Annotated in this window: 12 protein-coding genes; 2 read left to right on the plus strand and 10 right to left on the minus strand. The window is 38.6% G+C overall.

Annotation, left to right across the window (positions count from 1 at the left end; genetic code table 11):
• Window positions 1-18 precede the first annotated feature (18 nt).
• Together FHS59_RS11345 and FHS59_RS11350 are read right to left on the minus strand one after the other, a co-directional pair.
• Window positions 19-5,304, minus strand: a complete 5,286-nt coding sequence (locus FHS59_RS11345; RefSeq protein ID WP_184495257.1) for a protein kinase domain-containing protein — start codon at window positions 5,302-5,304, stop codon at window positions 19-21.
• A gap of 63 nt (window positions 5,305-5,367) precedes the next feature.
• A complete protein-coding gene (locus FHS59_RS11350; protein WP_184495258.1) occupies window positions 5,368-7,614 on the minus strand; it encodes a carotenoid oxygenase family protein in 2,247 nt (748 codons plus the stop codon).
• A gap of 570 nt (window positions 7,615-8,184) precedes the next feature.
• On the opposite strand from FHS59_RS11350, the gene FHS59_RS11355 reads away from it, so the two are divergent.
• Both FHS59_RS11355 and FHS59_RS11360 read left to right on the plus strand, forming a co-directional pair.
• Window positions 8,185-10,131, plus strand: coding sequence for a tetratricopeptide repeat-containing sensor histidine kinase (locus FHS59_RS11355; protein ID WP_184495259.1), 1,947 nt, complete (start codon window positions 8,185-8,187; stop codon window positions 10,129-10,131).
• Window positions 10,128-10,859 (plus strand): LytR/AlgR family response regulator transcription factor, encoded by a 732-nt coding sequence (locus FHS59_RS11360; RefSeq protein ID WP_184495260.1) that lies wholly within the window; start codon window positions 10,128-10,130, stop codon window positions 10,857-10,859. Before FHS59_RS11355 ends, FHS59_RS11360 begins: the two co-directional genes overlap by 4 nt.
• A gap of 184 nt (window positions 10,860-11,043) precedes the next feature.
• Here the strand turns inward: FHS59_RS11360 and FHS59_RS23540 are convergent, their stop codons facing one another.
• From FHS59_RS23540 to FHS59_RS11395, 8 genes are all read right to left on the minus strand, one after another.
• The gene (locus tag FHS59_RS23540) at window positions 11,044-11,439 is read right to left on the minus strand and encodes a sensor histidine kinase (protein ID WP_317168185.1); all 396 of its coding nucleotides are present in this window, start codon (window positions 11,437-11,439) and stop codon (window positions 11,044-11,046) included.
• 41 nt (window positions 11,440-11,480) lie between these two features.
• Entirely contained in the window at window positions 11,481-11,801 is a 321-nt protein-coding gene (locus FHS59_RS23545) for a histidine kinase dimerization/phospho-acceptor domain-containing protein (RefSeq protein ID WP_317168186.1), read from the minus strand.
• Between the two features lie 89 nt (window positions 11,802-11,890).
• Window positions 11,891-12,682, minus strand: coding sequence for a DUF6090 family protein (locus FHS59_RS11375; RefSeq protein WP_184495262.1), 792 nt, complete (start codon window positions 12,680-12,682; stop codon window positions 11,891-11,893).
• Window positions 12,683-12,686: 4 nt separating this feature from the next.
• Window positions 12,687-14,837 (minus strand): tetratricopeptide repeat-containing sensor histidine kinase, encoded by a 2,151-nt coding sequence (locus FHS59_RS11380; RefSeq protein WP_184495263.1) that lies wholly within the window; start codon window positions 14,835-14,837, stop codon window positions 12,687-12,689.
• Window positions 14,838-15,046: 209 nt separating this feature from the next.
• Window positions 15,047-21,217 carry a S8 family serine peptidase gene (locus tag FHS59_RS11385; protein ID WP_184495264.1) on the minus strand — a complete coding sequence of 2,057 codons (6,171 nt, stop codon included), beginning with the start codon at window positions 21,215-21,217 and terminating at the stop codon, window positions 15,047-15,049.
• Window positions 21,218-21,780: 563 nt separating this feature from the next.
• Window positions 21,781-22,290, minus strand: coding sequence for a sensor histidine kinase (locus tag FHS59_RS23550; RefSeq protein ID WP_317168187.1), 510 nt, complete (start codon window positions 22,288-22,290; stop codon window positions 21,781-21,783).
• 9 nt (window positions 22,291-22,299) lie between these two features.
• Complete coding sequence (locus FHS59_RS23555; protein ID WP_317168188.1) at window positions 22,300-23,718, minus strand: sensor histidine kinase; 1,419 nt, start codon at window positions 23,716-23,718, stop codon at window positions 22,300-22,302.
• A 20-nt stretch (window positions 23,719-23,738) separates the two neighbouring features.
• Window positions 23,739-26,087: a hypothetical protein gene (locus FHS59_RS11395; RefSeq protein ID WP_184495265.1), complete on the minus strand. Its 2,349-nt coding sequence runs from the start codon at window positions 26,085-26,087 to the stop codon at window positions 23,739-23,741.
• Window positions 26,088-26,090: the final 3 nt, after the last annotated feature.

A 26,090-nucleotide genomic window follows, 5' to 3' on the forward strand; every position in this document is an offset into this window, starting at 1 on the left:
TTTTGTACCTGTTAAGTTTTAGTTGATAGGAAGGGAAACGATAAACTCGCTACCTTTTCCTTCTGTACTATTGACTTTGATTTCCCCTCCGTGAGCCAACACGATATCGTAAGCCAAAGAAAGCCCTAAGCCCGTACCTGAGCCAGTAGGTTTTGTGGTGAAAAATGGCTGAAATATTTTTTCTTTGATGGAATCCGGGATACCAGTTCCATTATCCACAACAGAAATCAATATAAAAGATACACCCTTTTTATCAGTAGTTTGGGAAGTGCTGATCTTCACTATTGGCTGATATTCTTCGGAATCCTGCTCGTATTTCACTTTCCTATCCAAAACCGAATAAAAACCATTGTTCAATAGATTTAGAAGGACTTTACCGATTTCTTGCGGAATAACCTTCACTTTTGGAAGACCTTCATCTACAGAAATATCCATTTCTATTTCGAGGTCTTTAGAAATTACATTTTTGTATTTGGCCAAAAAACTGTGGTAAGACATCCTCAAGAATCCATTTGCAAGCGCATTAATATCAGTCAGTTCATGTTTGCCTTGTCCCTGCTTGCTATGTTCCAGCATATTTTTGACAATGGCATCGGCTTGAATGCCGTGTTTTCTGATTTTCTCTAAGTTGAATCTTACGTCCTCCAAAAGCTCTTGAAGTAACTCCCCATCTCTCTTATCTTCTGGTTTTTCATATTCTTCCAAAATCTCCTGAATCAACTCATCACTGACCTCCGTAAAGTTATTGACAAAGTTTAGCGGGTTCTGGATCTCATGTGCAATTCCAGAAGCCAGCTCACCCATAGAGGCCATTTTCTCAGAATTAACCAATTGCCTTTGTGCTTTTTTCAGATCGTTCACAGTGAGCTCTAAATCCTCTTTTTGATGTTGAAGTTCGGAGGTTCTCAGTAGTACTTTTTTCTCCAAATTTTCATATAGTTGAGCATTTGAAATCGATATGGCAATCTGTGTGGATAGTGTCTGAAGAAGATCTTTATGCGATGGGGTGAAAGCACCCACCGAAAGTGAATTTTCTAAATAAAGTATAGCGATCAACATCCCTTGGTGGATCACAGGAAGACAAAGAATGGATTTGATCTGATGGGATCGAAAATAAGGTGTTACTCCAAATTCTGGATGGTTTTGTGCATCTTCCAGTAAGAGGGACTGCTGACTGTTTTGTACATAATTGATGACTTCCTCAGGCAGATCAATGCCAGGAGATGGATAAGGAATTCCCTGTAATAATTTATAGGAAGAAGGGTTGATCATCCCTTCCGCTTCCACCTTCCAGTTGCTATCAGATTGCATCAAGAAATATCCTTTTTCTGCACCAGCATTTTCCAGAACTATCTCCATCATTTTGCCCAAGACTCCTTTCAAAGTGACCTGTTGGGAAATCGCAGCCGAAGCTTTGATTAAGGTATGGGCATCAAACATTTCAAGGGATTGGAAAGTCCGGGTCGTTTCGCTTATTGTACCTGTCTTTTGAGGCTGGCCTTTCTGGAAAACAGTTGGGAAATTCTTTTGAAGTTCATCGATTTTATGAGTTGCACCATATTCCAAATAAGCCAAATAGGAATCTTTGAGATAGATTTCTCCAATTCTTATTTTGCCGCTATTTAGCATCATTTTCCCCGCCTTTTCAAAAGCAATTGCTTTGAGCGGAAGCATTTCATTTTTGGAAGTTTGGCTGATGACAGCATCATAAAGGTCCAAAGCATCTAAAATATGACCCTGTTTTTCTTTTTGGATGGCATGAATCAGGTCAATACGAAATTGGAAATTTTCAGGAGCGGAGGCATTCCATTTTTCCAATACAGCCAGAGATTCCTCAACCGCCGTTTGAAGTTCAGGGTTTGGCTCTTTCGGATCCATCAACTCCAGGGAAATCATTGGTAAATAGATGTAATAATCTGCTAATACTACAGATCCAGGAACTGCCGACAAGTAATTTTTGGCATTGGAAATATAGTCAAATGCTTCCTGGGGATTGCCCAGTAAATAGCTGGAAAAACCTTTGTAAAGGAAAAAGTAGAACCTTCCGAAATAATTTTGCTCCCGCTCCAAAAGAGCATAAATATGTTCGTCCGTTTCAATGCTTTGTAATTGAGTAGGTGCTCCTAAATCATTAATAAACTGATAGAAAACGAGAACTGTGCTTTTGACAAATAGATTTTTGGTTTTTTCGGCGATTTGTAAGCCATGGTACAAGTTCTCCTCCAATACCGAAAGAGAGTTTCCAGCGGTAGTAATTACCTGCCCAAAACCAGAAATATTATAGCCTGCAAATTGAAGTTCACCAGATTGAAGACCTGCTGTCAAGCCTTCTTTTAGATAGTTGATACTTTCTTTGGCAGGTCTTGCGTAGATGTTTAGGAAAGCTCCTAAAACAAAACAAGTATTACTTTTTTGTCTTTGACTTTTTAACTCATTAGCAAGCTGGTAGGAGAGATCACCAAAGTCAAATCCCTGCTGAAAATCACCGAATGCAAGTCCACAAAGGATTCCATAAGAACTATATGCTGTACAGCTTTCCGCTATATTTCCATCATTGATAGAAATAGCTGTGCTCGTCAAAACCAAATATGTCCACAAATTACTCTGTCCACTCAAAAATGCAGGAGAGAGCATGTTGACGATCAACTTGATTTTAATACTTGGCACTTCCTCTGAAGAAAGGGTCCTATTTTGTAATAAATCGATAGGTTTCTTGTTTGCCATTGAACCCATGATTGCGCCAAAACCTTGGCCGATGGCATCTCCAAAATCTTCTTCTTTTGGAAAAGAGATACCCATCAATTCCAAGCCTTTTATTCCAAAATTCAAAGCATCCTGAAACTGGATTTTCATGGTAGAAAAAATGATGAGCTGGTTATAAATCTGCGCTTTTTCATCATTTGTTTTGGCGAAAACCAATGTTTCATTTGAGAGGTCAAAAGCTTTTTGCTGGTCTCCCGCAATAAATTCTACCTCTATCTGAGCAAAGGAGATTTTCCATTTCAGATCATAAAATTCGTTCCAAGGATCTTTATCTTGAAGAAGTTGGTCAGCGAGGTTTAATAGCTTTAACGCTTCATCAAAGGCAATGGCATCTCTTGCTTTGATGCCTGCTTCGTAATTATAGGAAGCCAATTTCACCTGTTTATCCAGATCCGTAATCAGGGTTTTTGCCCGATTTAATTGGTTGGTTACTTTAAAAATCCAATCCTCTTTTTTCCGGTCCAGTATATTTTCAAAAAACTCTCCGATTTCTAAGTGAATCTGAGTTTTATCTTTCAAATATAAATAGGCTGCTTGCTGGATCCGGTCGTGTACAAAATAGTATTCTGTACCATCAAAAAGCAGATAGGAATCATTTAAAGCAGGGCTTAATTCCTCTTTAAAGTCCAACTCCGACATTAAGAAAATTTCTGAAATTTCTTTGGAAGAAAAACGGTTTCCTATAGCTGCTCCTGTGCCCAGTATTTTCCTCACGTTTTCAGGAAGTTTCTCCATCTGTTTCATCAGGAAATCCACTACGTTCTCAGTGGCACTTTCCTCAACAATTTGAGATTCATCCCATTCCCATTTCCCCTCTTTGGTATTGGGTACGATCAAACCTTTCTCATAAAGGCTATTTATAAATCGATGCACATAAAATGGATTTCCACTAGTTTTGGCATGTACCTGTCTAGCAAAATCTTTTACCTTTTCAGGAGTTGTCATCAAGCTATAAGCTAGAATTTTCTCGATTTCTGAAATCGGTATCAAGTCCAACTCAATGTTTTGAATTGGGAATTTTAATTTCTTTAAATCATACAGAAGAATCGTTAGAGGATGGGAATCATCTACTTCATTATCCCGATAGGCACCGACAATGAAAAAGGTCTGATTTTGATTGTTTTTAAGAAGCTGGGATAGAAGGTTGAGACTTGCTAAATCAATCCATTGGAGATCGTCAAGAAAGAGCGTGATCGGATAGGGCTGAGAGGTAAAGACTTTGATGAATTCTTCAAAAACATATTCAAATCGGTTCTGGGACTCCATCGGAGAAAGGGCTTCCAGGTCCATTTGAGGACCAATTATCTTCTCCAAAGTCGGAAATACTTCCGTTAGCAACTTTCCGTTTTGCCCCAAAGCTACTTTCAATTGATCTCTCCAAAATGCCAAAGCAGTTTTATGCTCTGTCATCAACTGGAGCAACAAACTTTCAAAAGCCTGAATCAATCCGCTGTAAGGAATGGGCTGATTCAAAAGCTCATATTTGCCATGAAGGAAGAATCCATTTTGTTCCAAAACGGGCTTCTTGAGCTCTTGGATAAAACTGGATTTGCCGATTCCTGGACTTCCTTTCACTAAGAGAAATTGGGTTTCTTTTTTATTCAGACAGGTTTCCCAATAACCCATTAATTCTTGCAATTGCTTTTCCCTGCCAAAAAGCTGTCTTGGCATTCTGAAAATCGATGAAAAATCAAATTCCGCCAGTTTGAAATCATGAACTTCTCCTGTCTCTTCTAGGTCTTCGGCACATCGCAATAGGTCATGTTCTAACCCCTTGGCTGATTGATACCGATCGTCGGCGGATTTGGATAAAAGCCTAAGAATGATTTTTTCGAGAACAGGAGGGATGTTTCTGGAATATTCTCTCAAAGTTGGTGGCTGAGAGGCAATATGTTGGTGGATGATCTGGAAAGAATCCTCGCTTTCAAATGGGAAAACTCCTGAAAGTAACCTGTAAAATAAAACACCTAAAGAATAAAAGTCTGTTCTGTAATCTGTCAGCCGATTGATTCTACCTGTTTGTTCAGGAGAGAGATAATGGATTTTTCCACCAGTAATTTTTTCAGAACTGATTTTTTGAAAGGAAGCCGAAACTCCAAAATCTATCAATCTGATAGCAGAAAAATCTTTTGCAACCAGAATGTTGTCTGCACTGATGTCACGATGCACAATTTTCTGTAAATGCATCTCTCCCAAAGCCCGCGTGATTTTTGGCGCAATTTTCAAAAAATCCACTAAGGATAATCGGTGATTTTTCCTGATTAGGTTATCCAAAGATGTTCCTTCGAAATACTCCTGAATAATCCCAAATCCATTTCCGATTCTGATGAGTTCCAGGTAGTTTGCTAAACCTTCGCCGTGCAGTTTTTCTCCTAAACGAAATTCTTCCTTGATCCGCTCTATTTTTTGTGGTGTGGGGAAATCATCTGCATGGATTTTTATGATGACTTTAACTCCTGTCTGATGGTGCGCGGCCTCAAAAACAGAAGTCTCAGAATCTTCATACAGTTTATTGATTACTATGTATTCCCCAATATTCATTTAGAATAGACAGAAGTTATTTTCTCAAAGCAAATTGAAATATAAAGGTTTTGCCAAACTGGTCTAGTCAAAGTGTGGATATATTTCTTTATTGAAGAAATCCTGAATGATGTGTTTGTCAAGCCAGATTTTGTCAATCATATATTGATAATCGTCTTTGACAGAGACGTGGTAAGGATCCGAAGCATTTGACTCAATGGAATTAGTCCATACTGAATGCAAAGTGAAGGCGAAATTTAGGTCAGGATGGGATAAAACAGCCTTTGGGCCATCTTTCAGATTGGCAGCGTCAAAAATCCAGACTTCTCTGAAGAAATTCTTTTCTCCATTGAGTTCATCTTCATTGATCATCAATACGGTAATGTAGCCATCGATTCCAGCTCGAGGATTGGTACTCGTTTTCCTATTTGTAAATTGAAGCGATCGGATTTCATATCCCTTCGGAAATTGGAAATAATCTTCTAACTCGAAGGATTGGGCATTTAATCGCACCAATTGATGAGGGACACCTTCTTCGGATAACTCTTTTACTTTTTCTGCAGGTACTTTACGGTTTGGATAATCTTTATAAAGCTCATAAATGAATTCAGTCAATCTCCTTGGTTCCAAACCATAGCATTGGAAGTAGATATCTGTGATTTCATTACTTGGAATGCTTCCTGAAATGATATCTCGAAATGTATAAATTCCCACTCCCCAGGTATGTGCGCCAAGATCTTCTGGATTGTCTAGATTTCCTGGAGCATCTAAAATCAGTTCGGAAAGTAAATTACCTTTCTCCGCATCAATCTCATATTTGCTGATTCGACCGATATCCATGACTCCGGCAGAAATAATTCCAGCTGTATTTGGTTCGATCTCTGATCCACTGACCAATTTATCAAATGGTCTTACCCATTCTGCCAGGCAAGCAGCACTATTGCTGGCGCCATATAATGTCAATTTGCCTCCCGGGTTTTTATAGTTTAAGTAGCAATGGATAAATTCTGGTTCCAGTCTTATCCTCTTCGCTACAGCCGTTTTGGAGGAAGAATTTAGGTCCTTTCGAGCCACTATATACACATCTGTAAATGGTTCTTGAGGTAGTGTGGTGTGCTTTCTGATGAAATTATCTATCTCTTCATTATGAGGAAATGGATTATTAAACATCACATCCAGGGATAACTTAAATGCCGCATTGATAAACACAAAATAGTCTTCTGAAACAGTCGTCTGATGGCAACATTGTGTGATTTTCAGATTTTCACCTTTTTCATCCACCAATCTCCAAGTCTTTAGAGATTTAGATCCATCAAAGCAGTGTACATAAACTTCGTCTTTGACTGAAAACTCATTTTTCGGTATCCCTAAAACGGTCAGAATGTCTCCAAAAATTTTGACTACTTTGTGTTTTAACTTTCTAAAAAAGCGCTTGAATTTACTCTCATGTGTCGGGAAGTCTTTATGGACGTTTTGAAAATATTCATTGAGTTTTTCTCTAGCCTCTGTCTTGGAATCCAATGTTTTCCAGGCTTTTACTTTTTGCTCCAGATCCTTTTCTATCGCATGGTGATGAAGGTGTAAGGACGGCCACAGGTTGGATTCCTTCAGCTGAAGTTTGGTCGACTTGGTATAATTGACCGAAAAAAGCTCTTTGGTAACTGGGTCAAAAGCAGGGTGTGCCGTCGTCTGTAGCACAGGAAAAGGCCAAGGCACAATTCCAGGAACGCCATTACTATATTCTTTGATATAGCCGATGGCAGTTTTTACTTCCAGTGTATTTGGGTCAATTTCATAGGGTCTGCCTACATCTGTAGTGGCCACCAGTCGATCTTTGGTGTCGTTTCCATACCTAATAGGCGTGATAGCAGTGGAGAGTAGATCACTGCAACCTAGCCAAAAGGACATTCTGGTGATTCCAAGATTCTTAAAAGCACTGAAGCTTTGCTCCCATTTCGGATATTTTTTGTAGCTGCCATACTTTAAGGCCTCGTCTGCATAATATGCAGGTGGTTTTAAAAGGCGAGCTTTCAACATCACTTTTCCTTCTTGGTCAAAATCATATCGCATGACAAAGCCACCTCCAAGAAGAATGGGAGAAGCGAATTCCTTGTTGTCTGTTCCGTCTGGATTTTTCTTTGGATAGGGATAAGCCGAATTGACAGATCCGCTGGAGGAATTGATAAAAACATGCCCAGAAATATCAGCTGGGATTTCACCATAAATCGTCTTCAGCTCGATGTCCAATGGATCCCGGGTAGAAGAAATCAATGGCCGAACAGGAGGATTTAATTCCGCTCTTCCTTTTTGGAGAATTTTGAGTTGAAACATAACTAAAAACGAAAAAGATTGATGTTTATCAAGATAAATAAAACTTTTCTAATTAAAATTTATTTTTGATAAAAGCATGTTTTCAACTTGATGCCTCCTTTTCAAGCTAAATACTAGTAGGTTTTTAGATATAAAAAACCGGTTGGGGATCTTCATTCCCTTTTTGAAGCTCCCCCCGGTCAAAAAAATTGCTGCGTTAAGTTTATATCAAAAAATTTGCTGCTTTGAGTCCATTGCATCTTCCTGATGGCAAATTTTAATTGGGCTCAGTCCCAATGGCTTATTCCTTGAGTGATTTTTCCATTCACAAATAGGGCTGCGATAGGTTGAGGTATTTGGGTTATTGTGGTAATCGTTTCTTTACTAAGACCCCAATAATTGGCCCATACTTCTTCTTTATCTGTCCTTTATGCTTCACTTTCAATAAGTTGTACTGAAATACTCAGATTTAAAACTGCTTTTGTATCAACCTAGGTTTAACCTGTCCGAACAACAGGAATTTTTTCCCGAGGAAACAATTTTTAAATACAATAAATTGTTTTTCAGATTTTGCTTTCGTTAAATTGAGCCATGAAGAAGGTGTTTTTTCTAGCTTATTTTTTCACATCCTTTGGGCTAATTGCTCAAATTCAAAAAGTTGGTGGATCCTTTCAATATGAGGAGGTCTTTATAGACACAGATGATTTTCAGTCGGATTATCTGGAGAAAATGGAAGGTTCTTTGGCTGAACTAAAAAGTCCTAGTGAGCTTCGCCTACAAATCATCAATGATCTTGGGTACTACTACCATACGAGAAACCTTACAAAGGCGCTTCTGATTATTGAAGGAGGTCTTAATGAGGCAAGAGACATGGGCAATTCTTATTGGGAAGGAAGAATGATGGTTTCGCAAGGAGCCATTTTACTTCGCATGGAGGAGTTAGATCATGCACAATCCGTATTAACAGCTGCTATTGAAAATATCCCCGAAAAAGAATCTTGGCTCCTCTACACCAACCTCGGTTATGTATATGAGCGAAAAGGCATGCTTGGAGAAGCATTTTCTTATGCTTCAAAAGTTTTGGAAATAGGAGAGAAGTACAATGATCCAAAATCAATTGCAATGGCTTATTCTGACATGAGCAATTTATTCTGGAAGCAGCGCAAATTTGAAATGGCTTTGACCTTTGGTTTGAAGTCTCTTGATCTTTTTGAAAAAAGAGGTTTGAGGGATTTAGATTATGATTTTACTCTTCATTTGGTTGGTCAGTTTTATGTAGATCTGAATGAGCCTTTGAAGGCATTATCCTATTTTAAAAAATCTGTTGAGTTTGGGGAGCGCTATGGTTTTTATAATAACCTGAGTGATTCCTACATCGCGCTGGTCAATTTACAAACAGATTTAGGAGAATATTCAGAGGCGATAAGTTCTGGAATGGAAGCCTTACGGTATGCAGAGCTACTTGATAATGAATTCATGATCATGCGCTCTTATTTGGCTCTGGGAAAAGTCAGTAACGCTTCAGGGGAATACTCAAAAGCTGTAGGGTATTTAGAAAGTAGCCTGGCCAATATCAAACCTAATTTTGGAGATAAATTCCAGCTAGGGATGGTCTATGAGGAGCTAAGCAAAGCACATGAGAATTTAGGAGAATTTAAACAGGCACTTGCATCGTCCAAAATGTCTGATAAGCTGAGGCAAGAAGTTTTTACAAAAGAGGCGGAAGACAAAATAGCACTCCTTCAAACTGAAATGGAGGTTGCCCAAAAGGAGAATACCATCAAGCTTCAGCAGGTAGAATTATCAAAAACCAGGGAGTTACAGTTGTTTTACTTGGCATTGGCTATCGTGGCGATTGTTTTCCTTGGTCTTCTTTATATAGTTTACCTGAGAAAGGAAAAATACAGTAAGCTTTTAGAGAAGAGAAATCAGGAAAAAGAGTATTTGCTAAAAGAAATTCATCATCGGGTAAAAAATAATCTTGAAACAATTTCCAGCCTCCTTTCCCTTCAGATAGCAACCATTGAAAGCCCAGAGTTTAAACAAATAATGGAGGAGACCTATTCGCGAGTGCAAAGCATGGGAATGATCCATTTAAGTCTTTATAAAAAGGGGAATTTGAAAAAAGTGGAGATGAAGCAATTTTTTGAGGAATTGGGAGGTTTCATTGTAGATACTTTCGATGCTGAAAGCCGAATAGATTTTAAGACAGAAATGGAACCAATTTCTTTGGATATTGATGTAGCTATTCCAATTGGACTGATAGTCAATGAGTTAATTTCTAATTCCTTGAAATATGCTTTTCCTCAAAACAGTGCTGGGAGAATTACTGTTTCTTTAGAAGAAAAAGATGCCAGCTTACTGCTGAATGTTTCTGATGATGGAATCGGAATGATGGCAAATTCTTTTTCAAAGGGAACTGGATTTGGAAGAGAATTGATCGGACTTCTTACTCGTCAACTGGATGGTAAAATGACCTTGGTAAATGAGTCAGGAACTGCATTTTCATTTGAATTTGTCTTAAATAAAGCAGCATGAGTCCGACTCGAATTTTGATTGTTGAAGATGATATGATTATTGCGGCCAATATCAGTCTTCAACTCAGTAATCTAGGTTATGAAGTTACAGGTATCGAAACAAAAGCTGAAGAAGCCATCCACCATGCTTTGGAGTCTAGACCTGATATTATTCTAATGGATATTCAGCTAAAAGGGAGAGCAAGCGGAATTGATGCTGCTCATATGATTCATCAATCTTATGATACTCTTATTATTTTTTTAACTGCGAATGAGGATGATGCCACATTTAACAAAGCAAAGGAAACAAAACCTTTCGCTTTTATTTCAAAACCATTTACCAAGCAAAATCTGGAAAGAACCATTGCTTTAGCAGAGGAAAGACTCATTAAAAGTACATTTCCCAATGAAGAGGAGGATACCTTCGTGGAGGCCCAAGAGGATAGGATTTTCATTCGAAATAAAAATAAATTGATCAAGGTAATGCTGGATGATATTTTGTGGGTGGAGGCTGAAAGGAATTACTCTAAAATTATTACTTCCCAACAACCGTATTTGATCGTAAGCCCATTGAACAAGCTTTGCGAAAAGTTAGATCAAAAAAAAATTATTCGGATTCATCGCTCCTTTATGGTAAACTTTTCAAAGCTGGAGGCTGTCACAGATTCCAATGTGGAGCTAGAAGGAAAAACCCTCCCGATTGGCAAACAATACAAGGAAGATTTATTCAGGTTGATGAATAAATTGTAATTGCTATTTGTGTCCGTTCGTTCTTCAATCAACGATGCCAACCAAAAATTTGGTGATTTTAGCTTTTACTTCCCCGGAATGCTTTTGTGCTAATGTGTGATAGTTTTCAATAACTTCGAAGCCTGCTGGGAGTCAATATTATACAGTTTATTTTTAGAGCAATTAACGGGTACATTGACCAAAATTAGCTCATAGGTAGATAGATCTTGAAGGTAGTCCCTAGCCCCTCAGTACTTTCCATTTTAATTTCACCTTGGTGAGCTTTGATGATATCATAAGAAAGGGATAAACCTAACCCTGTGCCTTGACCAGTTGGTTTGGTTGTAAAGAAGGGCTGAAGGATTTTGTCTTTGATGGATTCGGGGATGCCTTTACCATTGTCTTTTACAGAAATCTCAATTCCATTTTCAGTTTTCTTAGTGCTGACAAGGACTTCTGGTTGATAGCCTTCGTCGCTATGGTTATCAGGACCTGATTTCGCTTTCTCATCGACCGCATAAAATGCATTATTAACCAAGTTCAAAATGACCCGCCCGATACCCGAAGCCACGACATTTACCATTGGCAAGTTTGGGTCCAATTCTAGTTTAAAATCTGCATTGAAGGATTTGTCTTTGGCCCTTAAACCATGATAAGAAAGCCGACATATTCATCGGCCAGCGCATTTAAATCAGTCAGGACTTTTTCGCCTTTTTTGGCCCTGCTATGCTCCAGCATTCCTTTCACGATCGCATCTGCCAACTTGCCGTGATGGTTGATTTTGGCGAGGTTTTCTTTGAGGTCTTTCCCGATAAATTTCGCTTCTTCAATATCCCCTTTCTCTAATTCCTTATTCATCTCATCTACCAGTTCTTCACTTTCTTCAGAAAAATTATTCACAAAATTCAACAGGTTTTGAATCTCATGGGCAATGCCAGCGGTAAGTTCACCAAGCGAAGCCATCTTCTCGGATTGAATGAGTTGGGCTTGGGTGGATTTGAGTTCAGAATAGGCTTTTTCGATTTCTTTAGCTTGAGCAAGTTCCCGGTCTCTTACCTTGTCTCTTTCTTTTTAATCAATTCTTCCTTTATCATTTTTAGAGTTGTGTTTAAAAAGTCTTTTAAGTTCAATTCGTTTATTGAAACATAATCATTGTTGTGTTTGTGATGCCAAATTTGATTCTCAAATTCTAAATATTCCTGCTCAGATAATTTGAACTTAAATGGAGATTTTTCTTGGTAGTTCTTGAGATAATTTTTCCTGTCAAATGGCAGTTTTTTGGTGAGATCTCCATTTGCTAAGGGGAAACGTTTCATCAAAAATGGCATTAAGTTCATTGTATAATTATCTGATCTAAAAAGAATATCCTCCTCTTGATCTACCAAGAGTGTCAGCCAATTTACAATCTGAGTTCGTAAGGCATCATTTTTCAAAAGAGTCAGTTTTCCTGAATTGACGATTTCGCTAGACACTCCTGTTTGGGCATCAAAAGAATTAAAAGTGCCAATCCTTACGAGCAGGTCATCCAACAGTTCAGGATCATTTTCAAGGGCATTTGATCGTATCAGATGGGTGAGTTGCACACTGGCCTCGGTTACTTTTTGATTGATAGTGATGCTAAAGTTTAATTCCTCCAGATTATTTTCGAATTCATTTTTTAGCCCTTCGAGTATTTCCAATTCTTCATTACTTTCAATTCGTTGCTGATTCCAGGAATTGATCTGTAAAGCAATTAAAATCCCAATGGTAACTAATAGGATTTCCCCCAGAGCATATACTAAATACTGGGTCACCCGATTTTGGGAAAGAAGTTTTTGGCGGATTTTGCGGAAGATTGATATCAATCTACTATGGATTAGTAAGTTGAATAATAAATTTTGTTCCTTTTCCTTCTTCACTTTCCACCTTCATCTCGCCTCCATGCGCTTTTATAATATCATAGCTTAAAGACAAGCCCAATCCTGTTCCAGAACCTGTCGGCTTAGTAGTAAAGAAAGGCTGGAAAATTTTTTCTTTGATAGAGTCGGGAATGCCGTTTCCATTGTCTTGGACAGAAAGCTCCACTCCATTTTCAGTTTTTTTGCTGCTGACAATAACTTTTGGTTGGAATCCTTCGATTCCTAATTTGGATTTCTCATTGACGGCATAAAAGGCATTGTTGACTAAATTAAGAATGACCCGGCCGATGTCTTGAGGAACCACTGTCACTTTGGGTAATTGTTCATCTAGACCAATTTCAAAGTCCGCATTAAATGCCTTGTCTTTAGCTCTAATTCCATGATAGGATAGTCGTAAAAATTCATTGGCAAGCAAATTCAAATCAGTAGGAACTTTTTCTCTATCATTGGACCGACTATGTTCCAGCATTCCTTTTACAATGGAGTCAGCACGCTTTCCATGTAATCTTATTCTGGAAAGATTTTGTTTAATTTCATCGCCAATGGATTTTGCTTCTTCAAATTCACCTTTTTCCAATTCCTCCTTCATTTCATCTACCAATTCCTCACTTACTTCGGAGAAGTTGTTCACAAAGTTGAGAGGGTTTTGGATTTCATGGGCAATTCCCGCAGTTAGTTCACCCAAAGAGGCCATTTTTTCAGATTGGATCAATTGAGCCTGGGTAGATTTCAATTTTTCATAAGCAGAGACAACATTTTCTCTTTGAATGCGGATTTCCTCCTTTTGGGTTTGTAAAAGACGGTTGGCCTTTTGCTTGCTTAAATTGTTTCTATACAGGTATAAACTAATAATTACCAGCATGATTAAAGCGACCAAAGAAGCCACTATTATAATTTTCTGGTTAAATACAGCCGCGTTTTTCAGTTCAGTATCTTGTTGTAGGATTTTAATCTCAGCTTCTTTTTTGTCCAATTGAAATTCGAATTGAAGCTGTTGAATCATCTTTTCGGTACTGGTTTTTGCAATGATTTCTTTGACAGATTTAACATTGACTTCATTATCATAAGCCGCTTTATAATTTCCTAACTGGGCCTGTGATTGTGCTAGGTTTTGATAAATTTCTACTAATTCACTCTTGGCGTCAATTTCTATTGCCAAAGGTTTGGCACTTTCTAAGCTAGTGATAGCTTCTTCATAATTTTGTTGCAATTTCTGAGTTTTTGCCAAGCCAATAAGGCTTTGAATCATTTCAAATTTGGCATCAGACTTTTCGGAAATATCCATTGCCCTTTTGTGAAATTCATAAGCTTTAGAGAAATTCCCTAAAATGGAGTTTATCTCGCCAAGTTGAGTTAAGGGAAATGTGGCGTCAAGGGTTCCATCACAAAGTCCCAAAGCCACTTCATGAAAATAGGTGGCAGAATCGTATTTAGATTCCAAAAAGTATACTTCTCCAATATTCATTGCTGCAATTGCCATACCTGACTCGAGGTTGATTTCTTCAAATACCTCAAGGGATTTTTTGAAGGTTGTCAATGCTTCATTGAATGTATCGCTGTTTTTGCTGTAGACTGTCCCGATATTATTGAGGGATGTTCCTATTCTTAATTTATTGTCGAGTTGTTCTGAGATTTTAAGAGATTTGAAATGGAGTTCTAAAGCTTTCGTATTGTTTCCAAGCAAATAATAAATAGAACCTAGATTGCTTAGGATATTTGCTTCGCCGGTTTTATCCTGAATTTCTTCGTAAAACTTCAAAGCCTCCTGAAAATTTAGAATTGCTTCTTTATAGTTTCCCTGTTGGGCATAGGCTCTACCTTTGGCATTGTGACTGTCCGCTAATCCCTTTTTATAGTTTAATTCAGTAGCCAGTTGAATAGCCTCATCAAAGTAATCAAAAGCTCCTTTTAAATCTGAGCCTAAGAGTTCAATTCCCAAGTCGACATACCGATTAACTTTTGAACTGTCATCTTTTGAAGCTTCTATAGAACTCAATAAACTGTCGGGCCTAGAAGTTTGTGCTTTGCTTTTGTTTATATGAAAATAAGAAAGCAGGATTAAAAAGAGGATGTACTTTTTGGTAGTCAAAAATCGATTCATATTACCTTTGTAAATGCAAATTCATTGGCTTTGTTCTGATTGGTAGTCTTCTACTTTTTATCTCTATCGTTTAAAGACTTCATTTTTATTTAGAATACACTACCTCATTTCTTCGCTTTGTCTAGCTGAATTTTATCACTTATAATTTAAGAAAAGAAACGTATGAAATACTATTCCATACGTTTCAAAAAGAGCTATTTCTCAAATAATTAATGGTCTTTGATCACATTGACCGTTTTAATGCCTTTCACGGTATTGACATGAATCACATAAAGACCCATATGCATCTGAGAGAAATCTAATTCCAGTCGACTTTCATTTTCATACCAAGTTTTTGGCATGTGCTGGATTCTTCCCATAGCATCCAAAATAACCAGTGAGTAATCAGTCGGTTCTTCCAAAACAAGACCTTTTAGATCTAGATTTAATTTGTCTTTGACTGGATTTGGATAAGCTATTAAGTGAGATGAAGTTTCTTCTCTTTGTAGATTTGTCATTCCCTCAGATATCACTATTTCAGTGACTGTTTCGCCTAATAATGGATTAATCCTGGCATTTTCAAAATTTGAAGCTTTTGGACGAATAGCTATAGCCTGAGATGCCCAATGCTCACTCTCAGAGGCTGTCGCACTTAAATCTCCTGTTTCTCCAGGCTCACTTTGAATAAAGTAAGACATCATGTTAGAGGTTAAGCCTTGTTGATCATTTGGATCATCGTAAACTTCAATAGTACCGGCTGGTCCTGTCCATGTTGAATTTTTCTTATTGGAATAGAATAACATCACCATGGTATTACAATCAATAGTAGTAAGTGATGGTGCAGTTCCAATTAATCCTTGAGGTCCAGTTGCTCCAGTAAACGTTACAATTGGTCCATCAGGATGTTCCACGTCAGCACCACTAATTCGTGAAATGCCCATCGTCCATTTAGGAGCTTGTTTGATCCTGAATTGATAATTTTCAGGTTCATTGTTAGCCTTGACAATTTTGTAAAAAGTGACTATCGCTAATTGATTCTCTTGGTTAACTCTCTGGATACGGACCCAATCTTTATCTAGTGGAGTCACGGATGGGGCTTCGCCTTTTTCAAACATCAATCCTACAATCAATAAATCACCGACTTTTGTATTTGCAGGCCTTTTAATTGTAGCAGGGTTACTTGTATTACCTGATCCCATTGCCGTTTCAAAATCTCCTATTATCGGAGCTTCATTGATACAGCCAACGATGAGTAATGATTCAGGTTCTGAAGTGACTTGTTCATAATTTTCATTTCCGATAAAGGTTGCTTTAACTTGGTAGGTACCAGGGAAAATAGGAGCAATTGGACTCGGTCCATAACTAGTTTCCCCTACTCCAGAGTATTCTATGATAATTAGATTAGGATCTAAAACATCCTCAATTCCCCCAATTCCATAAGCGAAGGCGGTTGCTTCGATCGGAGCTCCATTGTATTCAAACCTTCCTCCAGTTACTGAAACAGTCGGAGTTGCCTTATCGACCGATAAAAGGCCTTTGTTAATATTTACTAGACTATAATTTGAAGGTTCTACAAAAGTAATCGTTGGGTCAATCTCATAAATTCCAGCATTGATTACCCCATTACTTTCATAGTATGTGCTCTCCTTGAGAAGTTTATAGGAAATAGAGCTGATAACAGACTCTTCGTTATCCTCAATGGTTACTTCATTGCCATCTATATCAAGGAAATTGGTACTAATCGCAAAACCATCAAACTCAGTTTTGTACTCAGGAGCTGCTTCTCCATAATTAATCATATCTGGTATTGCCGATGTGCTTGCATCTAGAGGTGCTGGATTTATGGTAAGATCTGCTGGTAGGTAAGATGAAATGTAGTTTCTGGATTCGTAGGTTCCAGGAATAATTAAATGGTTACCAACATCTGTTCCAGTGACCATATTGACGGAGAAGAATTCAAGATTGAAATCATCATCATTTTCGCCAATTTCTTCACCGAAGTCATAGTACTTACCTATTTCCGAATTTTCTCCCTCTTCGGCCAACTCCAAATCTGCTTCACCAAAAATCACAAGGTTATCTCCTGCTTCTGGTGCTTCTTCGCCACCACTGCTGTTGATGATTGTACGAGAATTAATAATGATTCTTCCATTGATCATCGTACGTGCATTGATGATGATACGGCCATTGATAATGATTCTTCCATTGATCAAGGTTCTAGCGTTGATCATTGTTCTAGCATTGATAATTGGTCGACCATTTATGCTGACAGTTTTGAGTTCCTGATTTAGAGGATCATCAAGGTATTCAAGGAATGATGTAGCCGGCACATCAAATGCAGAATTGATAATCGGTCTACCATTGATGATGATTCGGCCATTAATCATTGTTCTAGCATTTATGATGGTTCGGCTACTTACCATAAAGCTTTTATTGATAAAGCTGTTTTTGTTGATAATTATCCTACCATTAAAAATTCCCAGTGGAAGGCTGTTATCTCCTTCTCTTTTGGCTAATTCTAGATCCTGCATGTACTCAGCCAGAATACTATTCTTCAAATCTTCGATGTTATTTATTTTTACTACACCTTCAGACTCAATAAGTTCCTCAGGAATAATAACTTCAAATTCAATCGCATCGCTGATTGACTCTCCATATTCTAGAGCAAGATCGCCCACCAGATCAACAGGTTTTATGGTGATAGGTAATGCTTCTACAGTAATAATTCCTGGTCCATAATTTCCGAAGGAATTATTAGTCCCGTCGTAGAAGAGAGTTCCATCTTCCTGCAAAACACCTACATAATTATAGAAATCTGAGAAAGTAACACCTGGTACAGCATGAGAAGCTGTGATTATATAAGTTCCAACTTCAGCCAAATCTCCAGTAATCGTACTAGATAGAGAAACGAGTTGTAAGGAAGGGTCAGGATTTTCTGGATCAAGAGTCAGCCCAACATCCTCTAGGGTTAGTTCACTCAACACCCAATTGTTATCCACTCTTTCAAACACACTTGCAGTAAATGGCTCTATAACTTGCGCGTATTTTTTAGTCTGGTCATCTGCTCTGATTGCAATGGTCTTTTTAACGATATCAAAGAAGTATTCCGGACCAGCGGTTCCACCATCTTCATTAGTTTCAGAGATTGCATTATTTACTACTGTGACACCAGGATTACCCTCAAACGTTGGTACTGTTACAGTCAAATATCCAGTTCCAAATTCATCTTCTCCATAAATGGCTTCAAGCTGCTCTTCTCTCAAATAAACGTTCGAACCTTCGTATAGATTGGTTCCTGTAATAATCAATTGAAATTCAGCCTCTCCCGGGTTTATTCCTTCTTCGTATACTAACTCTATATTGTCTGGGTTTGGAGTAGCGAGGGTCAATAATGCTCTATCAGCCCTCACAAGTCCTGATCCTGATTTGAAATCTTCACCGGATTCATGCATGTCTTGAGCAGTAGACTTTAAAACTCTCCGGATGTCTTCTGGTAAGCTGACACCTGCCTCGCCAACCCAATCCGTTGGTTTGGTTTCAGGATAATATTTTATGCGAGCCTGCATCACCAAGGATGCAAGGGCAGCGGCATGAGGAGCAGCAGCAGATGTTCCATAGAAGTTTGGAAAATCATCTCCTTCAAGATTTGGAGCTCCAAAGTTTACAGTAGTATTCACTCCATTGGGCGCTGTAAAATCTGGCTTGGCTCTAACGACACCATTGGTGGTTGTACCTCCTCTTGAGGAGAAAGAAGCCACGGTAAAAGGCTCTGTTCCACTAGGAACTAATGCTGGGTCAAATCCAAAAACAGAAGTGTTTGCATAAAGAACGGCACCCACAGTCATAGCACCCTCTGAATTTGCATGTCCTACAATTGAGGAAGCGTTGATTCCATTTGTATCATTTGGATCCAATTCACCTCTGTAAACAATATATTTAAACTTGATTCCCAAATTGGAATCCATATCAGAACAGCTTTCGCACTCCCTTGCAATTACTAGATCAATAGTAGTTGGTTCTGATATTGTAAAAGAAAGAATTTCTATAGGGTCACCATTTGAATTGTCTCTGTTAAAGCCAAATAATGGAACATCGAAATCTTTTAGGTAAATATCAAGGTCATATAAACTACCTACCTGATCAACTGAATAAAGAGGGTCTTCCCACTGTAGCGCAATCATATAAACTGCAGGGCCATTTTGACCTGGGAAAACGTTAATAGATTGGGTGGTATTTCCATTACTAAATTGATGAACTCGGCCTCCATCCCAAGTTCCACTATTTAATGGTAATTGAATATTTTCATCAATCGTTGGAGTAAATAATCCCTCAAAACTTTTGCTTCCAAAATTTCCTGCCGAAGTGAAATAAGATATTCCATTAGCGGTTACCTCATTCACTGCTCTCGCGACTTTACCATCACTAAAAATAGGCTCAGTCATATAGGATATATCGTCTACTAATATATTACTACCTGCAGCAGCCATATCCCGTATACCTTGTGCAAAATCACCTGCTGTAAGAACCCCTGTTCTGAAACCAAGTTCCGCGCCTGGAGCAACATCATGAATAATCTGCATCATAGCACGACCTTCGTCTGTTCCAGTCCCAAATCGACTTGGCATATCTCTTAAAAAGTAAGTGTTTTCAGGTAAATCACCATTGGAAATATCCGTGGCCAATGTATTGACTCCAGCATCTGTACGAGTGGCGTAACTATCTGATAAAACACCGATTTTTATCCCTGTTCCATCGATAGGTTGATCTCCTTCAAAATGAGAATACCCTGCTCTTACTAAATTGGAGCGCATTACCCGGTCCCCTTGAGTTGTTGTTGCTCCTTTATTGGCAACTGGAGGAATAGCAGGGCGAACGTAATTCAGGGTTTCTGGGAATTGATTTAATTCCAATAATTTTTCTATCGGGAAAAATCCTGCGATGATCAAAGAATTTGGATCTTGTTTTAGTTCTTCTTCCAATGGCGTAACAAATCCCAAGGATTCAAGAATTGCCTTTGCCTCCGAAAATTTATCCTTTATATAGATTGCCTCAATCAGTACCTCATTGCCGTAAATATAAAATACCTCATTAGACACCACTGTTTGACCTTGTTCAAAGATTTCTTGGAGGGCACTTAATTCAGAACCAATCAGGTCATAAACTTTACCTTGGGTACAAATTCCAAAAATCTGACGGTCATTTACTGTCACTTTGAAAGTTTCAGTACTTCCGCAATTTCCGAAAGTAGAAACCACAATTTCATCTCCATCAGTGACTAAAATAGATTCTGGGCTTTCTATGGTTTCGCCATTACGAGTAAAAATCAAGGTCTCAATTTCCACATTGACAAAATCATAAAGATTAGCAATAGCTGTATTTCCCCCATTTTCTGTACTGCAGAGTACAGCATCCACAACCGATAGTACTGGTGGTGTAACCAAGCTTACGTTAAGAGTACATTCAGTTGGAGCACAAGCTCCAAAATTGTCAATTTTAACAGAAACACTTCCGGAACTAGCCCAATTCACTGTAATCGTATTGGAGTTCTCTCCTGAGATTATTTCTCCATCTCCAGATAAGGACCATATGTATGAAAGGGCTCCGGATGGAACGCTGTAAGTAGCTGATGAACCGGCACAAACTTCCATTTCACCCTCGATACTACATTCTGCATCAAAGTCAATTACTTCTGCTGCGGCTTGAACGGAGGCACTTTGACTACCAACAGATTTGCCATTTAAAGAAACAACACGTGTATGGTAAGGCGAGCCGTTAATACTGGAAGCAGAGTTTCCTTGACCCCAATCTAGTGCATTCGCAATGTGACCTCCCCAAGCAATAACAGCAGTGTTATTTGCTCCATTTCCAGTATTTACAGAAAATGTAATACTTAATCTCGTGATTGTACTGTTTGATAAATTTGATTCTTGTAACAGATAGCTGAGATTAGTAATCGTCCCACCATAAATTGCAATGTTCTTTTCCTCTTGGGAAAGTTGATTAAAGCTTGAAAATGGTTGTGGAGTGCCCTTAGGAATTGGGATAGCTGCATAATTTGGGTTACGAGAGCTAGGAACGACTTCTTCACAGATTCTATCGAAACTAGTGATGTAGTCGATCGCATTTTTATTGTCCTTACTTGTGTCCCATTCAATTACCACTGTATGTGAACCGGGTTTTAATTTTGAAATCGTAAGACGATAAGGAATGGATTGCCCTTCAAAGAAATGGCTGTTTCCAGAATTAGAATTTCCAGAGGACCAAGTTACCGGGCTGATGGGGTCTTTTTCAAATCCTCCGTTTTGGCCTTGTTCCAATTTAATATTTTGGCCAAAAGTCAAATTTGATAAGAGTACTAAAAGTAAGATTAACCCTTTGTCGATAGGTAGGAACTTTTGCATATAGGCATTTTAAGTTTAAAGAATTAAATTTTAATTAGGTATGATGTAGTTTTCTATAGAGTCTAAAATCAAACATTAAGTATTGAAAACTACTTTATTCTGCGTTTGGAGGTAGAATACTTCTAATAAAATGTATTTCAAATTATGAAAAATATGTTTTCCAAAATATTTAAAATCAAATCTTTATAATTGATTTTAAATTAAAAAAATGCAATTGTTAAAAAGAAAAATATAATTGTTAATTAAGAATTTTAATTTTTCAATCCAATTTTAAACGGTATATGATTATTGTATTAAAAAAAAGTAAAAATTCATGTTCAAACTATAATATAAATATTTTACTATTTTTTTTCGATTTTTGATTAATAAAGCTTTAATGTCCTAGATAATTATCCCTCAGTCTATTTTTTGGAGATATTCAGACTCTCTAATCCCTTTAGTTTTCATGGAATTCTTTCATCAAAAGAATTGGGGAAGTAGGTTTAACATGATAAATTATATGATCAAAATCCAGAACCAGATATGATTTTTGGATTTTTTCTCATTTTTAAATTCTGAACTCACTAAAAAGGTAAGTGCATTATAATTGTAGATCCATCTCCCTCAGATGATTCCACTTTCAGTTCTCCCCCGTGAGCTTTCACTATATCATAAGATAGTGATAATCCAAGTCCCGTTCCTTGCCCTGTTGGCTTAGTGGTAAACAAGGGCTGGAAGATCTTTTCTCTGATGTGTTCGGGGATGCCGTTGCCGTTATCTTTAACAGAAAGCTCTACCGCTAAACCCCCTGAAAAGAGCCTTGCTACCGTTGTTTTTACCTTTACTAGAGGCCTGTAAACTTCTCCCCCCTCAGCGCCTGTCCCGATGTTTCGGGAGGGTAGGGAGGAAGATTTCGCTTTTTCATCGACTGCATAAAAAGCATTGTTGACCAAGTTCAAAATTACTCGACCTATATCTGAAGCAACGACATTGACTTTTGGTAGATCAGGATCCAGTTCTAACTTGAAGTCTGAATTGAACGACTTATCCTTTGCTCTAAGCCCATGAAAGGAAAGTCGCACAAACTCATCCACTAAGGCATTCTAATCAGTAGGAGCTTTTTCACCTTTGTTTGCCCGGCTATGCTCTAACATTCCTTTCACATTAGCATCCGCCCGCTTGCCATGAAGGTTGATTTTAGCTAGGTTGTCTTTCAGATCCGAAGCGATGAACTTGACTTCTTCCATGTCTCCTTTTTCGATCTCCTCATACATCTCATCTACCAATTCATCGCTCACTTCTGAGAAGTTATTTACAAAATTCAATGGGTTCTGAATCTCATGGGCAATGCCAGCCGTGAGCTCACCAAGCGAAGCCATTTTCTCGGATTGGATGAGTTGGGCTTGGGTGGATTTGAGTTCGGTGAGGGTGTGTTCGATCTGCGATTTAGCATCTTCAAGCTGTTTGAAGTCCTCATATCTGGCATAGGCTACGGAGAAAGCATCTGCTAAATTCTGAACCAGATCGATTTGAGCAGGGGATAAGTCCTCAGCACTTCCTACATACAACATTCCTTGGGGAAAAGGAATAAACTGAAGCGTCAGTAACTCCGGCGGCTCTTCTCCTCCTTGATAAGTTGTGGCATTTTGGATTTGCTGCTGAGCTACCATGGTTTTTGTGAAAGCAAGAAATTCCTCTCTATTCCAATGGGCTATGTAAGGCTGTTGTTTTCTCCAGTGTTTTACCCCGTTGGAACTGATGTCATTGCTTTCAAAATCCAGATGAAGAGCAGCTAGAGGACTGCCATCTGGGGTTGATAGATAAAATCGGACCTTTTGTTCTTTATCATCCACAATCATCAATCCACAGCGAAAAAAAGGAACACCTAAAGTCAGCAGTTCTCTCCAAATCAGGGGAGTAATTCTTTGGAGGTCTTCCGTATTTCTCATCGAGGCGATTTCTGCCCTGACACGATCCAGAGCGGATTGTCTGATAGCTTCTTTTTCTCGAATTTCAGCTTGTTTGATATCTTTGAAGCGGGTGTAAGATTGATCGAACACCTTTCCAAAGCGTTCTAGGATCGTAAATTTTTCATCTGATAAGGGTTCCAAGCAGGAAATAAACAGAACTCCAAAATCATTAAATGTATTGTACAAATAGACTCTTTCGGGCTCCCGCATTGCGGCCTGGACTTCTTTGGGTAATCTTCCTAATTCCATTTCATAGAATAATACATCACACCAACTCACCATATTATCGCCCTCAAGAATATAGAGGTACTTCGTTCTTCTTTCTTCCCATAATTTCCAATATTCAAGATATACAGGATGATTCTGGTTGGTAATCAGGAAACTGTCCGTTCCGCTTTCAGCTTCGGGATTGGCAGCCCACCAACGGACAGATCTATTTTCAGGATAATAAATCCAGATCACCGCACGCTCCATCTGAAGTTCCAGATTTTTTAATTCCTCAAAAACTTTAGCCAGTATGATATTCAATTCGCTGGAATACTGCATTGCCATAGATCGGCTTCGCACCCTTTCTAAGGCTGCTTCGATCTGCGCCTCTCTTGCCTGTTTTTCGGCTTTTTGAAGATCGAGAAATCGGGTGTATGCCTGCTCGAATACCGTGGCGAAACGAAACAGAATCTTCTGGTGATCAATTTGTATTTGGCTATTTCCAATAACATAGAGACAACCTTTTGAAAAATTAGCAAGGCAGAAATAGGCAGGATCTGGAAAATTGAAATCAGATCCTTTTCATTCTTTACGTTTTCAGGTGCCCCAAGTCTTAGATGCTTATTAAGTGCAATGCCTTGCAGTTCCTGCAAGAATATTGCTTTTCTACTTTTCCATGCCTCATAGCGCTCTTTAAGAGTATTATCCCCTTTTAGTGGCATTTGAAAATGCGACAACTGCCCTTGGTTGAAATCATGGTTCCAGACATTTAGCACCTGCTCCTCTTCAAGAATAATTTCAAAACCGCATGAAATAAACTGAAAGCCTAGTTTTATCAGTTCCTCATAAAGAACCATCGAGACTTCATTTAATTCACTCGTCTGATGCATGGCCATAGCCCGAGCACGCACTCGCTCAAGCGCAGCTTCAATCTGTGCCTCTCTTGCTTGTGCCTCTGCTTTTAAGAGGTCTAGAAATCTGGTATAGGTTTGCTCAAAGACATTAGAAAAACGTTGGAGTAGGACCTTAGAGTCTTCAGGCAAAGGTTTGGGAGTGGACACTAATAACATCCCGTGGCTATAGCAGCAAGCAAAATGAACGCGCCTATCTCTTTGAAATTTTTTGTCAAAGGGTAAGCCGAGTTCTTTCTGCAAATAAGAAATCCATTCTTTTAATTCCTGACCACTTAGGTCTATTTCTATAGATTTCTTTCCAGCTTTCCATCCGGAAAAAACTTTTGAAATGGTAGTGGGCTCATCTATAGTTCCTTTAAAAAGATGGTCTATTTGTTTACCTCCTTGTTCGGTGGACCACCACTCAATAATCCTTTCCGCTTCCCGCACTATCCCAATGTTCAGCCGCTCGGGTGTAGCTCCTAATGCTTCAAATTGGTCAAAAAGAACTGCCGCAACTTCTCCTAGTTCCTCACTTTTATGCATCGCCATAGTCCGGGCTCTTACTCTTTCTAAAGCCGCTTCAATCTGGGCTTCTCTTGCCTGAGCTTCTGCTTTTTGCAGATCGAGGTAGCGGGTATAGGTTTGATTAAATAGCGCCGAGAACCTTTGAAAAATTTGCAATTGCTCTTCTGGCAAAGGAGCATCTGTAAAAGAAAAGAGAATGCCGTGATTGAACACAAAATCATAATGATACACCCTTTCTGTCAAGTGTTGCTTATTGACTTGAGCGTGATAATTAGGAGAAGAATTGATGGCTGTAAAATATCTTTTGACATCATCTCCCTCCAGAATGTATTGATGGAATGGGGTTTTAGATTTCCACGATTTTCTGGCTTCCACCAACAAGGGATGTAAGGTCATATCCAGTATTCCAATGTCTATTTTGAACTCATCCTTCTGGTTTCTGGAAGCGGTCCAAACCTCCATGTTTTCGTTTTCCTGGTTGAAAATGCCAATCCCGGTTCTGGCATTTTTGCTCAAGCCAAGAGCAGTGAGTTCATCAAACATCCTAACAATGCATTTTCCAACATCTTCACTGGTATGCATGGCCATCGTGAGTGATCTGACTCTTTCCAAAGCCGATTCTATCTGTGCCTCTCTGGCTTGTACTTCTGCTTTCTGAAGGTCGAGGAAGCGAGTGTAAGCCTGATCAAAAACTTTGGCGAATCGCTGAAGTATCGCAAATGATTCTTTTGAGAGTGAACTTTTTGAATCATAAAATGAAATCAAACCACATTTCATAGGAGTAAATGAGGCAAACGAATTAGGCTTGGATCTGATGAATTGAATAACTTGCTCAGGAATTTGACTTAGTTCAGTTTTCGAAAAGACATAGTCATCATAATCCTTCTTTTTGGGGCCAATCAAATCAATAAATTGGTTACTCTTCTTTTTAGTCCAGATATCCCAAAGTTTTATAATTAGATCATGGTCTTGCCCAAAAATTTTATATCTCCGAGGTTGAATCTTTTCGGGATGCACTGATATCCAAAGCTCTAAGTAATTTTCTTCTTTATTGAATATGGAGATTCCACAGCCCCATCCAGCAAACTCCAAAAGACTTGTTTGTTCATAAAGCACGGCAATTACCTCGCTGAGCTCCTCACTCTTATGCATAGCCATTGCCCTTTCTCTGACCTTTTCAAGCGCCGCCTCAATCTCCAGTTCTCGATTCTTGGATTCCAATTCCGCCGCTTGCTTTTCCAAGGTGCGGTGTAATTGTTCAATTTCAGCTTTTGATTGGGCCTCGCTTTTCATCGC

The organism is Algoriphagus iocasae, from assembly GCF_014206875.1.
GTDB lineage: Bacteria > Bacteroidota > Bacteroidia > Cytophagales > Cyclobacteriaceae > Algoriphagus > Algoriphagus iocasae.

Excerpts from the sequence above, each read along its gene's own strand:
- FHS59_RS11345 (WP_184495257.1), bottom strand. The coding sequence starts at position 5,304 with ATGAATATTGGGGAATACATAGTAATCAATAAACTGTATGAAGATTCT.
- FHS59_RS11350 (WP_184495258.1), bottom strand. The coding sequence starts at position 7,614 with ATGTTTCAACTCAAAATTCTCCAAAAAGGAAGAGCGGAATTAAATCCT.
- FHS59_RS11355 (WP_184495259.1), top strand. The coding sequence starts at position 8,185 with ATGAAGAAGGTGTTTTTTCTAGCTTATTTTTTCACATCCTTTGGGCTA.
- FHS59_RS11360 (WP_184495260.1), top strand. The coding sequence starts at position 10,128 with ATGAGTCCGACTCGAATTTTGATTGTTGAAGATGATATGATTATTGCG.
- FHS59_RS23545 (WP_317168186.1), bottom strand. The coding sequence starts at position 11,801 with ATGGCTTCGCTTGGTGAACTTACCGCTGGCATTGCCCATGAGATTCAA.
- FHS59_RS11380 (WP_184495263.1), bottom strand. The coding sequence starts at position 14,837 with ATGAATCGATTTTTGACTACCAAAAAGTACATCCTCTTTTTAATCCTG.
- FHS59_RS11385 (WP_184495264.1), bottom strand. The coding sequence starts at position 21,217 with ATGCAAAAGTTCCTACCTATCGACAAAGGGTTAATCTTACTTTTAGTA.
- FHS59_RS23555 (WP_317168188.1), bottom strand. The coding sequence starts at position 23,718 with ATGGCAATGCAGTATTCCAGCGAATTGAATATCATACTGGCTAAAGTT.
- FHS59_RS11395 (WP_184495265.1), bottom strand. The coding sequence starts at position 26,087 with ATGAAAAGCGAGGCCCAATCAAAAGCTGAAATTGAACAATTACACCGC.